The 12191-nt window shown below is 75.9% G+C and carries 12 protein-coding genes; 2 read left to right on the top strand and 10 right to left on the bottom strand.

Features of this window, described 5'->3' with window-relative positions:
* Nucleotides 1–107: 107 nt before the first annotated feature.
* From infA to ACZ4W5_RS15255, 6 genes are all read right to left on the bottom strand, one after another.
* The gene (gene infA / locus ACZ4W5_RS15280) at nucleotides 108–332 is read right to left on the bottom strand and encodes a translation initiation factor IF-1 (RefSeq protein ID WP_188306513.1); all 225 of its coding nucleotides are present in this window, start codon (nucleotides 330–332) and stop codon (nucleotides 108–110) included.
* Nucleotides 333–429: 97 nt separating this feature from the next.
* Entirely contained in the window at nucleotides 430–1212 is a 783-nt protein-coding gene (locus tag ACZ4W5_RS15275; protein WP_465654846.1) for a GNAT family N-acetyltransferase, read from the bottom strand.
* 194 nt (nucleotides 1213–1406) lie between these two features.
* On the bottom strand, nucleotides 1407–2507 hold the full coding sequence (locus ACZ4W5_RS15270) for a baeRF3 domain-containing protein (protein ID WP_465654844.1): 1101 nt from the start codon (nucleotides 2505–2507) through the stop codon (nucleotides 1407–1409).
* Nucleotides 2432–3904, bottom strand: coding sequence for an NAD(P)/FAD-dependent oxidoreductase (locus tag ACZ4W5_RS15265; RefSeq protein ID WP_465654842.1), 1473 nt, complete (start codon nucleotides 3902–3904; stop codon nucleotides 2432–2434). The genes ACZ4W5_RS15270 and ACZ4W5_RS15265 overlap by 76 nt, the downstream gene beginning before the upstream one ends.
* Nucleotides 3901–4098, bottom strand: a complete 198-nt coding sequence (locus ACZ4W5_RS15260) for a ferredoxin (RefSeq protein WP_402492204.1) — start codon at nucleotides 4096–4098, stop codon at nucleotides 3901–3903. Before ACZ4W5_RS15260 ends, ACZ4W5_RS15265 begins: the two co-directional genes overlap by 4 nt.
* Nucleotides 4099–4174: 76 nt before the next feature.
* Complete coding sequence (locus ACZ4W5_RS15255; RefSeq protein WP_465654840.1) at nucleotides 4175–5374, bottom strand: cytochrome P450; 1200 nt, start codon at nucleotides 5372–5374, stop codon at nucleotides 4175–4177.
* Nucleotides 5375–5655: 281 nt separating this feature from the next.
* On the opposite strand from ACZ4W5_RS15255, the gene ACZ4W5_RS15250 reads away from it, so the two are divergent.
* Nucleotides 5656–6219 (top strand): MarR family winged helix-turn-helix transcriptional regulator, encoded by a 564-nt coding sequence (locus ACZ4W5_RS15250; protein ID WP_465654838.1) that lies wholly within the window; start codon nucleotides 5656–5658, stop codon nucleotides 6217–6219.
* Nucleotides 6220–6356: 137 nt separating this feature from the next.
* Here ACZ4W5_RS15250 and ACZ4W5_RS15245 read toward each other — a convergent pair whose 3' ends face one another.
* From ACZ4W5_RS15245 to ACZ4W5_RS15235, 3 genes are all read right to left on the bottom strand, one after another.
* On the bottom strand, nucleotides 6357–6938 hold the full coding sequence (locus ACZ4W5_RS15245; RefSeq protein ID WP_360231983.1) for a hypothetical protein: 582 nt from the start codon (nucleotides 6936–6938) through the stop codon (nucleotides 6357–6359).
* A 146-nt stretch (nucleotides 6939–7084) separates the two neighbouring features.
* Entirely contained in the window at nucleotides 7085–7216 is a 132-nt protein-coding gene (locus ACZ4W5_RS15240; RefSeq protein ID WP_465654836.1) for a hypothetical protein, read from the bottom strand.
* Between the two features lie 49 nt (nucleotides 7217–7265).
* Nucleotides 7266–8618 carry a M14 family zinc carboxypeptidase gene (locus ACZ4W5_RS15235; protein WP_360231989.1) on the bottom strand — a complete coding sequence of 451 codons (1353 nt, stop codon included), beginning with the start codon at nucleotides 8616–8618 and terminating at the stop codon, nucleotides 7266–7268.
* A 172-nt stretch (nucleotides 8619–8790) separates the two neighbouring features.
* Here ACZ4W5_RS15235 and ACZ4W5_RS15230 point away from each other — a divergent pair, with 172 nt between their 5' ends.
* Nucleotides 8791–11628 (top strand): AfsR/SARP family transcriptional regulator, encoded by a 2838-nt coding sequence (locus ACZ4W5_RS15230; RefSeq protein WP_465654834.1) that lies wholly within the window; start codon nucleotides 8791–8793, stop codon nucleotides 11626–11628.
* A 19-nt stretch (nucleotides 11629–11647) separates the two neighbouring features.
* Here ACZ4W5_RS15230 and ACZ4W5_RS15225 read toward each other — a convergent pair whose 3' ends face one another.
* Nucleotides 11648–12058, bottom strand: coding sequence for a hypothetical protein (locus ACZ4W5_RS15225; RefSeq protein ID WP_360231995.1), 411 nt, complete (start codon nucleotides 12056–12058; stop codon nucleotides 11648–11650).
* Between the last annotated feature and the right edge of the window lie 133 nt (nucleotides 12059–12191).

Below are 12191 nucleotides of genomic sequence, written 5' to 3'. Positions count from 1 at the left end.
CCAGAAGAAACCCGCCGCCGCCCCGGCCCTGCAACCCCCGGGGGAGAGACCCACGGGTGGCCCGACGCCCAGGGGGGAAGGTTCCTGGGCCACCGGTTCTCCCGCTGCTAGTTGCGGTAGCGGTAGCGGATCCGGCCGCGGGTGAGGTCGTAGGGGCTGAGCTCCACGAGCACCCGGTCGTGCGGGAGGATCTTGATGTGGTTCTTGCGGACCTTCCCGCTGATGTGGGCCAGGACGACGTGCCCGTTCTGCAGTTCCACCTTGAAGTTGGCGTTGCGCAGGCACTCGATGACGGTGCCTTCGACTTCGATGCCGTTCGTTGTCTTGGTCATGGTGTTCACCTCTTCATTCGTTCGTTCGTTCGTTCGTTTGCTTGGCGTCGGTGCCGGGGTCGTTCGTTCGATGCCGGGGCGGCGGCCGGTGCGCGGGTCAGCGGTGGACCAGCTCCAGGGTGGCGCCCGCGCGCCGGGCGCCGACGCCCTCCAGGAGCGCGGTGGCGGCCGGGTCGGACTCCGTCGCCTCGGCCCAGGCGGTGGCGGTGCCGCCGCGGTGCAGCGAGTCCAGCGCGTGGGCCAGCAGCGCCCGGGCGATGCCCCGGCGGCGCTGATCGGCGCGCACGGCGATCAGCCCGATCCGCGGCCGGCGGGGCGGGGTGACCCGGATCAGCCCCACGTAGCGGTCGCCCTGGCGCGCCACCGCGTACTTGGTGGGGTCGACCACGATGGTCCCCGCCGGGCGGGGCAGCACCTGGGCCGGCATCGCCGGCCAGCCGGCGCCGGCCTCGACCTCGGCGTGGACGACGCGCTCCAGGGCGCGCAGCGGGCCCTCCTCGGCCAGGCCGGCGGGCAGGATCGTCACACCCTCCGGGGGCCGTACCGCGCCGAGGCCGGTGGCCTGCGGGTCGGTGGGCACCAGGTAGGCCCGTTCGCGGCGCGCGGTGGTGAAGCCGGCCCGCTGCCAGGCGGACAGGGTGTCGTGGTCGGCCTCGTCGACGACGGTGTGCAGCGGGGCGGGCAGGTCGGTGAGCAGTGCGGCGGCGAGGCGGTCGAAGACCGTGTCGTGCCAGGTGTCGATGCTGACGAACAGCCGCCCGTCGGGCCGCCGGGAGGCGTCGGCGCGGCCGACCGCCCGGCCGTCCTCGACGGCCTGCCACTCGGTGTCCGAGAGCCGCGTCACGGCAGGGGTGTTCGGGGCGGGATGCGGAGAGTCCATGGTGTTGCCTTTCGGAAGTGCCTTGCCTGAGGCGCTCCCGGGCGACACCAACGTCAATCGCCCACCGTGACGACAAGGGGGAGCACCCACCCGGTTACTGCCTTCATGGGTCTCACCTCCTCGCGTTTCTCTCACGGCTGCGCTGACGGTAGCAGCCGACGGCGCACCGGCCCAAACGGTTTACCGATGCCGGGTCAGTAGCGCAGGTCGGCGGCGATGCCGCCGGCGTCGGCGAGGGTGCCGTCGGGGACGAAGGCGACCCGGGCGCCGGTGTCGAGGGCGCGCTCGACGACCTCGTCGACGATGTCCTCGCGGGCACCGGCCTCGCCGGCCTCGGCGGGGACGAGGTGCTCGCCGGCGTCGCGGACGGTGGCGCGGTGGTTCTCCTCGACCACCAGGAGCGCGACGCGCCCCTCCCCCACCGCCTGCCACACCTCGTCGAGGCCGGCGGCGAACCCGGAGCGGCCGCGGGCCCGGTCCAGCCGGGCGAGGGCGTCGGCGGTCTCCTGCTCGGCGTGGGCGCGCACGGCGGGCGCGACCACCTTGCGGACGGTCTCGACGTCGGCCTGGGCGAGGCCGCCGTGCGGGATCTGGGCGGTGGCCTCCTTGGCGATCGGGCCGGCGGCGTCCAGCAGGGCCAGGGCGGGCGCCTCGCCGACCACGTACAGCGGGCGGGGGTCGGCGGCCAGGACCTTGCCGAGCGCGGTGTCGGCCTGGCGCAGGAAGGTCTTGGTCTCCTCGTCGCGGAAGGTGCTGGGGGTGTCGCCGATGCGCTCGCGGCGCTCCGGGTCGGGGTTGTCGAAGAAGGCGCGGGTCAGCGGGAAGCCGTGGGCGCGGTCCTCGGTGACCCGCTCCGGGGTGCCGCTCCACAGCACGGCCCGGTCGGCGGCGACGGCCAGCACCCAGTACGGGCGCTCGGCGGCCTGGGCGGAGACCAGGTTGCGGGTGAGGAAGGTGTCGGACAGCACCACCCGGGCGGGGGCGGTGCGGGCGAAGGTCCACACCTGGTGCTCGCCGGGCGCGGCGAGGATGGCCAGGCCGTCCTCGGCGTGCACCAGGTCGACCTCGGCGAGGGCCTTGTCGAGCTGCCCGGCCACGTCGATCCGGTCGGCCCGGGAGACCTCGGGGTCGGCCTGGAGCCGCTCCTTCGCCTCGGCCAGCAGGTTGCGCAGCCGTACCGGGTCCTGGGCGTTGTCGGGTTCGCGGCGGTGGGTGGGCATCAGGACGGACACCGCCGGGTAGGGCCGGGGCCGGCGCAGTTCGGTGAGGACGGCGGGGCTGAGGGCGGGGTGCATGGGGACCCTTTCCGAAGGCGGTCGGCCTTCTCTGCGTGGGCGCACGGTGCCTGGCGCTGCTGCCAAATGCCCCCAATGTAGCGATTTGCCCCCGAGGTCGCCGGGTCGGCCGGCCGGTTCGGCCGAGCTGCTCGGCCGAGCTGCTCGGCTGAGCGGCTCGGCTGAGCGGCTCGGCCGACGGGCGCGGCCTGCCGTTCGGCGGCGGGCGGCCAGGGGCCGTGGGCGGCGACCTGGGCGCGCAGCCCGCGCAGGGCGCGGGCGGCGGCGATGCCCACCGCGCCGGTGACCCGGCCCTCCCGCAGGCAGGCGGCGGCGAAGCGGTGCTCGGCGAGGCTGCCGTCGACCAGTTCGAAGCGGTCGGCGGCGCCGGGGCTGCCGAAGGCCTGCACCCGCAGGCCGTACTGGTCGGTCCACAGGTACGGGACCGGCGCGTAGGCCTGGCGGGTGCCGTCCGGGCCGGCCAGCAGGTTGCGGGCGGCGAGCAGGGCCTGGTCGGTGGCGTTGGTGCGCTGCTCCAGGCGCCGGCGGCGGCCGGTGCGCGGGTCGGGCCAGCAGGCGGCGTCGCCGGCCGCCCAGACGCCGGGGCCGGCGGCGCAGTGGGCGTCGCAGGCCACGCCGCCGTCCGGCTCCAGCGGGACCCCGCTGCCGGCCAGCCACTCGGTGGCCGGCACCGAGCCGATCGCCATCAGCACGGCGTCGGCGGCCAGTTCGCCGCCGTCGGCGAGCCGTACACCGGCCGCCCGGCCCTGCCGCCGGAGCACGGCGGCGGCCGTGCCCCGGTGGATCCGCACCCCGTGCTCGCGGTGCAGGCCGGTCAGCAGCGCGGCCGTCTCCGCACCGAGGACGGCGGCCAGCGGCGCGGCGGCCGACACCAGCCAGGTCACCTCGGCGCCGAGCCCGACGGCGGTGGCCGCCGCCTCGGCGCCGAGCAGTCCGCCGCCGACCACCAACAGCCGTACGCCCGGGCGCAGTTCCTCGCGCAGGGCGAGGGCGTCGGGCAGTGTGCGCAGCACGTGGGCGCCGGGCAGCGGTGCCTCGGCGCCGGGCAGCCGGCGCGCTCGCACCCCGGTGGCCACCACCAGGGCGTCGCAGCGCACCTGCCGGCCGTCGGCCAGGTGCAGGGTGCGGGCGCCGCGGTCCAGGCGTTCGGCCGCCACGCCCAGGCGCAGGTCCAGCCGCAGCTCCGCGAGGGCGGCGGGCTCGCGCAGGGTCACCTTCCCGGGCTCCCACTGGCCGTCGAGGAGCTGCTTGGACAACGGCGGCCGGTCGTACGGGAGTTCGGACTCGGCCCCGACGAGGGTGAGGCGGCCGTCGTAGCCGGCCCGGCGCAGCGCCTCGGCGGCGTGCAGTCCGGCGGCGCCGGCTCCGACGACGGCCACCTCGCGCGGTGCGGTCACACGTTCTCCAGGGTGATCGCCGTGGCCGGGCAGACGGCGGCGGCCTCCTGGACGGCCTGGTGGAGGTCCGCCGGGGGGCGGGCGTCGAGCAGGACGACGATGCCGTCCTCGTCGCGCTGGTCGAAGACCTCGGGGGCGGCGAGCACGCAGTGGCCGGCGCCGCAGCACTTCTCCTGGTCGATCCGGACGAGCATGGGGTTCGGTTCCCTTCGGGGGGCGGGGTTCGGGGGTGGGGTTCGGGGGTGGGGCGGCGGTGGTCGCGGGCCCGGACTACCAGGCGACGGGCAGTTCGTGGACGCCGTAGATGAGCATCTCGCCGCGGAAGCGGACGTCCTCGAAGGCGGTGGCCAGGCGCAGTTCGGGCAGGCGCCGCAGCAGGGTGTCGAGGGCGATCTGCAGCTCCAGCCGGGCCAGCGGCTGGCCCAGGCACTGGTGGACGCCGAAGCCGAAGGCGAGGTGGCGGCGGGCGTCGCGGGTGAGGTCGAGGGTGTCGCCGTCGGGGAACTGCGCGGTGTCCCGGTTGGCGGTGCTGATCATGCAGACGACGCCCTCGCCGGCCCGGATCCGCACGCCGCCGAGCTCGACGTCCTCGGTGGCGACCCTGGTCAGGCCGGAGTGCACGATGGTCAGGTAGCGCAGCAGTTCCTCGACGGCGCCGGGGACGACCTCGGGGTGGCGGCGCAGGTGGTCGAGCTGGGCGGGGTGGCGCAGCAGGGCGAGGACGGACAGCGCGGTCATGTTGGCGGTGGTCTCGTGCCCGGCGACCAGCAGCAGCCGGCCCATCGCTCCGATCTCCCGGGTGTTCAGTTCGCCGCGCTCGACCAGGCGGCTGAGGATGCCGTCGTCGGGGTGGGTGCGCTTGGTGTCGGTGAGTTCCTCCAGGTAGTCGGTCAGCCGGGCCTGGGCGGTGATGACGTCCTCGACCGGGGAGTCGCGGCGCAGCAGGACGCGGCTGCACTCCTGGAAGAACTCGTGGTCCTGGTAGGGGACGCCGAGCAGCAGGCAGATGACCAGGGAGGGCAGCGGCAGGGCGAACTCGCGGACCAGGTCGGCCTCGGTGCGGCCCTCGGTCATCCGGTCGAGCAGTTCGTCGGCGATGCGCTGGACCTCGGGGCGCAGCGCCTCGACCTTCTTGATCATGAATTCGCCGGTGAGCATCCGGCGCAGGCGGGCGTGCTCGGGGTCGTCCATCCGGATGAAGACGGGCTGGCCGTTGTTCAGCTGGCGGGCGCCGGCGCTGACGAAGGGGAAGCCGGGGCGGGTGGAGTCGGAGCTGAAGCGGGCGTCGGAGAGCACCGCCTTGATGTCCTCGTGGCGGGTGAGCAGCCAGCTGGGGGAGCCGTCCCAGAGGGAGATGCGGCTGATCGGCTCCTCCTGCTGGGCCTGCTGATAGGCCGGCGGCGGGGCGAAGGGGCAGGTGCCGCGGGCGGCGGGGTGGGCGAAGCGGGGGGTCTGTGCGGCGGTGGCCATGGGGGGCTCCCCTCTCGGAGCTGGCTGTGCCGGATGGGTCGGTCCGGTCCGGCCCGCGGTGCCGTGCGGGGCACGCGAGGGTGCGGCCGTGCGGGGGCACGCGGGTGCGGTGGGCGTGCGGGCCCGGAGCATTTACGTGCCAAAAGCAACTAACTCGCTGTCACGCTAACTCGCGGTCCGTGGCGGCGAAAGGGCCCATCCGGTGGGCGCCGAATCTGTCCGAAATCCGGTGACCGGTCTGCGCCGCAGCCGGGAGGCGCACCGGCCGCTACAGTTCCCCCATGTCGGACGCCGCAGACGATCGGACCGCCACCGCGGACACCGCCACCGCAGACCTGGAGGCCGTACTGGCCTCGCTGGCCTACCTGCTGACCCGCTCCCAGGAACACGAACGCCGCACCGCCAGGGCCGGCATCACCGCCGCACGCTCGGACGTCTACCTGCTGCGCGCCCTCGCCGAGGCCGACGGGCCCAGCCGGGTGGGCGACCTGGCCGAGCGGCTGATGGTCAAGCCCTCCCACGTCACCCGGCAGATCGACCGCCTGGAGGGCCAGCACCTGGTGGCCCGCACCCCCGACCCCCTGGACCGCCGGGCCCGCCGGGTCGCCCTCACCTCCGACGGGCGGGACCTCCTGGAGCGGCTGAAACAGGCCAACATCACCGGCCTGGCCGACGCCCTGGCCGGCGTCCCCGAACCGGACGTCGCCGCGACGGTCAGCGTGTTGTGCCACCTGATCGAGCGCTACGTCCAGCGCGTGCGGGGCTCACTGCTCTCGGAGGACGACACCACTCCCCCGGCCCCGGCCGGCCCCCGCGCCGCGCTGCGCGACCCCGTCGAGTCCTGAGCCCGCCCGGGCTCCCCGGGAGTCCGGGCTACGGAGGCGTGCGGCCGACGGTCCTGTCAGTGGTCCGGCCTGCGGTCGCGAACACGCCGATCTCACCCGATACAGCGGGGGGGGTTCGCTACCCGGGTACCGCTGATTCAGTTCTCGAAGTACCCGAGGGGCTCGATCCGGAAACGGGGGCTCAGCGGGATCCCCTCGCTCGGGGTGAATCGAGTGTCAGACTTTTTCGGAACCTGAGTCATAAACGGGACGCGGATCCGATGGTCGAACAATTTCGCCAGGAACTCCGTCATCGGCCCGTGGAACTCGTACACCTCTTCCTCCGTGTCTCCGAGCACCACCGTGGGCCACGAATGAGGGTCATCCGAGTCAACACGCCAATGGAATGTCTCAGCGGTCGACGAGTTACCCCACCTCAGAAGCCCATGAGGAGCCGGATAAATGGGGAACGGCTGCTGCTCTCGAATGATGGGGCGCTGCTCCATTAGCTCATTCAAGCTCGTTGACTGATGAACGAGCTCGCTGGACGAGTCCGCGACTCCCGGAATCAACACTCCCAGGTAGTTGCTCCACCCACCAGGGCCGAAGTGGCCGACGTACTCGGCATAGTCAGACGGCAGGGAAGTCCCGAGCCCCCGTTCGACCTCGCGCCATGGCACCACAAACCTCCGCGCCTCGGTCAGACCACCGAGAACTGCCAGGTCTTCAATAGATCCCATCTCACCCCACCTTCCGCTAAACCGATTAGACGTTGTCAATAGGAACACTGATGTTCAGGCCGCCCGTACCCACTGCCTTGAACAGCTCCGGCCACACGGCGAGTTGAGCGCGCGGGGCCAGCCGGGCCCGCACCGCGTCGACCGCCTCATCCGCCCTCGTCACCTCCGCTGCCGTCGCCGAGCCGGTGCCAGCGGGAGGCGTTGTCGGCGGGGTCGTACTTGGTGATCCGGTACACGTGGGACGGCGCGGGGCGGTGACGCCGGGGACGGGAGCTCACCGGGCCATCCTGCCGGAGCCACCGGAGCGCGTGGCGCCGGGGCGGGCGGTCAGGGGAGGTGGGGGGCGGCCGCGGCGGCTTCGGCGGTGTTGGCGTGGTGGGCGGCCTGGCGGGTGACGGGGAGCCAGGTGGGGCGGAAGCGGTGGCGGTAGTGGGCGCACCAGGTGTGGAGGAGGGCGGCCGGGCGGGGGTCCGGGGCGGGGGTGGCGCGGCGCAGCAGGGCGGCGGCGCGGACCGGGATGCGGTGGGCCCACAGGTCGATGCCGGCCAGGTGGGCGCGGGTGGGCGGGGGCGACGGCGGCAGGGGCCCCTCGGGGGTGCGCGGGTCCCAGGCGTCGGCGAGTTGGCGCAGTGCGGTGAGCTGGGTGCGGGCGGCGCGCAGCAGCGGGGTGTCGTGCGGGCCGTCGTGCGGGGGCAGGGCGGTGAGCAGTTCGGTGAGGCGGTGGCCGCGTTCGCGCAGGTGGTCGGCGGCGGCGCGCAGGTGGCGGTCGGCGTCCTCGGGCGGGACGGGGGCGGGGTCGCCGAGCCGGTCGCTGGTCCAGGCGGGCACCTCGACGACGACGGTGCGCCCGCCGTGGCGCCGGGGGGCGAACCAGGTGGCGGCCCGGGCGCCGCCCCGGGCCTCGGGCTGCTCGGTGAGCATGCCGGTGGTGTTCTCCTGGGTGTCGATGTGCTCGGGCTCCATCAGGAAGACGCCGGGGCTGACGGCGGGCAGCCGGTGGGTGTCGAAGGAGCCGGTCTCCACCGGGATTCCGAGGGCGGCGGCGGAGCGGGCGAAGGGGGCGGCGAGGGCGGTCGGGTCGGCGGTGGCCTGGAGGAAGGTGCCGCCGACGTCCGCGGTGTGCAGGGAGAGTTGGAGGGCGGGCCGCAGTTCGTCGATCAGGTCGAGCAGGATCCGGCTCTCGGGGAGGCGGCCGCCGATCGCCGGGGCCCATTCGGGCTGCTCCTCGGCGGCGGGGCGGTAGTAGCCGGCGAAGTAGGCGGGCAGGGTGCGGGCGAGCAGGCCGCCGCGGGCCAGGTGGGCGCCGTCGGGGTCGAGGCAGAGCAGCAGGTGCCAGGTGGTGGCCGGGTGCCGGGCGGGGCGGGCCAGCACCCGGTGGGCCAGTTCGACGAGGCCGGCGCGGCCGGAGAACTCGTCGGCGTGGGCGCCGGAGACGACCAGGACGTTGTCGGTGCCGCGGTCGGCGGCGGGCCGGTCGGTGGCGGTACCGCGGTCGTCGGGGCCGATCGAGAGGAGGTGGAGGGGGCGGCCGGCGCGGGAGGTGCCGAGGGTGCGCAGCCGGCAGCGTCCGGGGTGGCGGGCGGCCAGGTGGCGGGCGGTGTCGGTGAGTTCGTCGAGCGTGGGGTAGCGGTCGTGGAGCAGGATCGCCCTGCCCGCGGCGGTCGAGGTGTCGGTCAGCATCGGTCCCCTCCCCTGGTGTCCGGAGGTGGTATTGGATCCGATCGGGTACGGCTCCGTCCAGGGCGCCGCGCGGGCCGGTGCGGGGTGGTCCGGGGGCGGGGAACCGTGCGTCATCGCAGGGTTGCCTACTGTCATATGCTTGCCATATTTGCTGGTCAGGGTGGGGGCGCGGGTGGAATTCCGGTTGTTGGGCTCGGTGGCCGTGGTGGCCGCGGACGGACGGGAACTCGCCCTCGGCTCGCCCAAGCGCCGCAGCCTGCTGGCCGCGCTGGCGCTGAACCCCGGCGCGCCGGTCGGCATCGACCGGCTGACCGAGGCCCTCTGGGAGGAGGAGCCGCCCCGGCACGCCCGCACCGTCATCCACAACCACGTCTCCGGGCTGCGCGCGGTCCTCGCCGAGCACCGGGCCCCCGACGCCGGGGTCGAGCTGGCCACCGACGGCAGCGGCGGCAGCGGCGGGTACCTGCTGCGGGTGCCCGAGGCGGCGGTGGACGTCCGGCGCTTCGAACGGCTCGTCCGGGACGCCCACGGCGCCCGGGAGGCCGGCGCGGCGGTGGCGGCCCTGCGGGAGGCGCTCGCGCTGTGGCGCGGACCCGCGCTCGCCGGCACCGAGCCCAGCCTGCCGTTGCAGTGCGCCGCCCAGGCGCTGGAGGAGCTGCGGCTGTCCGCGGTGGAGGAACTGGCCCGCGCCCACGGCCGGCTCGGCGACCACGGGGCGGCCGCGGGCGTGCTGGCCGCCGAGGCCGCGCTCCACCCGCTGCGGGAGTCGCTGGTCGCCGCGCTGGTGGTGGCGCTCGGACGGGCCGGGCGGCGCCCGGAGGCGCTGGAGTGGTTCCACCGCACCCGCCGGACCCTGGCCGAGCAGCTGGGCATCGACCCCGGGGCGGAGCTCGCCGAGGCCCACCAGCTGCTACTGCTCGGCGACGTGGCGCGGGGTTCCGCCGGGGGGCGGGGTTCCGCGCTGACGTCGGGGCACGCCGTGGGGCCCGCCCCCGTCCATGCGCTGACGTCCCGGCCCGGGCCCGCCCCCGCTTCCGCGGCGGCGGAGCCCGTCCCCGCGCCGTGGCCCTTCCCCCGGCGGCCCCGGGGGTTCTCCGGGCGCGAGGACGAGCTGGCCGCGCTCGACCGGGCCGCCCGCGCCCCCGGCGCCATCGCCGTCGTCACCGGCGGGGCCGGGGTCGGCAAGACCGCCCTCGCCGTGCACTGGGCGCACCGGCGCCAGGCCGACTTCCCCGACGGACGGCTGTTCGTCGACCTGTGCGGGCACAGCCCGCTGCCCGAACGGGCCACCGGCGCGGTGCTGCGCGAACTGCTGCTCGCCCTCGGCCTGCCCGCGGAGCGGATGCCCTCCTCCCCCGAGGCGCTGGCCGCCCGCTACCGGGAACTGACCGCCGGGCGCCGGATGCTGATCGTGCTGGACAACGCCCGCCGCTCCGAGCAGGTCCGCCCGCTGCTGCCCGACGGGGACGGCTGCGTCACCCTGGTGACCAGCCGCGACCGGCTCGGCGGACTGGTCGCCTCGGACGCCGCCCGGCCCGTACCGCTGGCCGAACTGTCCGCCCCGCAGTCCGTCAGCCTGCTCGCCACCACCCTCGGCCCCGACCTCGGCCCCGAGCTGGTCGGCGCCGAACCCGAGGCCGCCGCCCGGCTGGCCCGGCTGTGCGACGGGCTGCCGCTCGCCCTGCGCCTGGCCGCCGCCCGCCTCGCCACCTGCCCGCACCGGGGACTGGCCGCACTCGCCGACGAACTCGCCGACGAACAGGGCCGGTTGGGGCTGCTGGAGGTGGAGGACACCAGCGTCGCCGCCGCCCTGGCCCTGACCGTCCAGCACCTGTCCGCGCCCGCCCGCCGGCTCTTCCGCCGCCTGGGCACCCACACCGGCACCACCCTCGACAGCCGCACCGCCGCCGCCCTCGCCGGCTGCGAACTGCCCGAGACCGCAGGCGCGTTGGGGCAACTGGCCACCGCCCACCTGGTCGTCGAGATCGACCGGGACGCCTACACCCTGCACGACCTGGTGCGCCTCTACGCCCGCAGCCTGCGCACCCCGCCCGAGGAGGACGACTCCGACACCCTGCCCCGGCTCCTCGACCACCTGCTGAACACCCTGCTCGCGGCGAGCGCCGCCGCCGAACCCGGCAGCGAACCGTGCTGCGCACTGCCCGCCGGGGCCCGGCGGCCCGTCGAGGTCCGCCCCTTCCCCGACCGGGCGAGCGCCCTGGCCTGGTACGCCGCCGAACGCGACACCCTGCGCGGCGCCGCGCTGGCCGCCGTCGGCGCCGGACTGCACGACCGGGCCTGGCGGCTGGTCCTGCTGCAGTGGCCGCTGATCGTGTGGCAGGTCCGGGACGGCTGGGTGCCGCTGCTCGAACACGGCCTCGCCGCCGCCGAGGCCGACCTCGACCCCGGCGCCCAGTCCCGGGCCCGGGCCCTGCTCGGCTGGGTGCTGCTGGAGGAGGGGCGGCCCGAGGAGGCCCTGGTCCACCTCGAACGGGCCCCCGGCCTGGCCGCCCTGGCCGGCGACCGCAGCGCCCAGGCCGTCGCCCTGGTCAACCTCGCCGCCGCGCTCACCCGCTACGGCGCACCCGGGCCCGGGAACCTCCCCGCCCGGGTGCGGGACCTGCTGGGCCGCGCCCTCGCCCTGGCCGAACAGGCCGGCCGCGCCGACCTCGTCGCCCTCGCCCGCCAGCACCTCGCCGACACCTGCCTGGCCGGCGGCGACCCCGAGGCGGCCGCCGACCACGCCGCCCGCGGCCTCGCCCTCGCCGAACCGCCCTTCCCGGCCGCCCGCCGGGTCGTCCTGCAGACCCTGTACGGCCGCGCCCTGGCCGCCACCGGCCACCGCGAGGAGGCCGCCCGCCACCTCGACGCCGCCCTGCGCGCGGCCCGCACCCACCGGTACGACGAGGGCGAGGCCGCCGCGCGGGCCGCCCTGCGGGACCTGTCCGGCGGCGCGGGCGCGGGCGGCACGGGCGGCGCAGCGCGCACGGGGCCGGACCGGCGCTGCTGACGGCGGGGCCGGGCCGGCGTCAGCGGTAGACGCGGGCCGCCCGGGCGCGGTCGGCCAGGACATCGGCGATGAACAGGCCGAGATCGAAGTCCTCGGCGTCGACGAACGGGGTCGGGTCGTCCGCCGGGCCGGACCACTCCGGCGGCACCGGGTAGCGCAGTTCGGCGACCCGGCCGACGGTCAGGACGCACTGCGGGCCGACGATCCGGTGCCGGACCGCGGTGGCGGCGTCGAGGCGGGTGTCGTGCTCCCCCACCCGGATCCGCAGCCCGTCCGTGGCCCGGTAGAACACCACGCCGACGCGGGCCAGTTGTCCGTAGTGGCCGTGGACGCGCTGCCCGGGGTCGGCGGTGCGCCCGGGACCGAGCAGCCCGGTCGCCGGGTCGAAGTCGGCGACCCGGCCGAAGGTGTCGAAGTCGGCGATCAGCACGGCGGGTTGCCTCCCACGGGGTCCGGTACTCGACGGCGGCGGGGGGGGGGGGGGGGGGGGGGGGGGGGGGGGGGGGGGGGAGGGGGCACACCCCCCCTCCCCCCCCTCCTGCTCGGTGTCCTCCCCTCGTACC

This window comes from Kitasatospora sp. NPDC029367, assembly GCF_055569135.1.
The sequence above is the reverse complement of the archived record's forward strand: the minus strand, read 5'-3'. Positions and strand labels throughout refer to the sequence as shown.

Bases quoted from the DNA above. Each gene is read 5' to 3' on its own strand.
- ACZ4W5_RS15255 (WP_465654840.1), bottom strand. From the start codon at position 5,374: ATGGCCACCGCCGCACAGACCCCCCGCTTCGCCCACCCCGCCGCCCGC.
- infA (WP_188306513.1), bottom strand. From the start codon at position 332: ATGACCAAGACAACGAACGGCATCGAAGTCGAAGGCACCGTCATCGAG.
- ACZ4W5_RS15235 (WP_360231989.1), bottom strand. From the start codon at position 8,618: ATGCTGACCGACACCTCGACCGCCGCGGGCAGGGCGATCCTGCTCCAC.
- ACZ4W5_RS15250 (WP_465654838.1), top strand. From the start codon at position 5,656: ATGTCGGACGCCGCAGACGATCGGACCGCCACCGCGGACACCGCCACC.
- ACZ4W5_RS15275 (WP_465654846.1), bottom strand. From the start codon at position 1,212: ATGGACTCTCCGCATCCCGCCCCGAACACCCCTGCCGTGACGCGGCTC.
- ACZ4W5_RS15270 (WP_465654844.1), bottom strand. From the start codon at position 2,507: ATGCACCCCGCCCTCAGCCCCGCCGTCCTCACCGAACTGCGCCGGCCC.
- ACZ4W5_RS15260 (WP_402492204.1), bottom strand. From the start codon at position 4,098: ATGCTCGTCCGGATCGACCAGGAGAAGTGCTGCGGCGCCGGCCACTGC.
- ACZ4W5_RS15245 (WP_360231983.1), bottom strand. From the start codon at position 6,938: ATGGGATCTATTGAAGACCTGGCAGTTCTCGGTGGTCTGACCGAGGCG.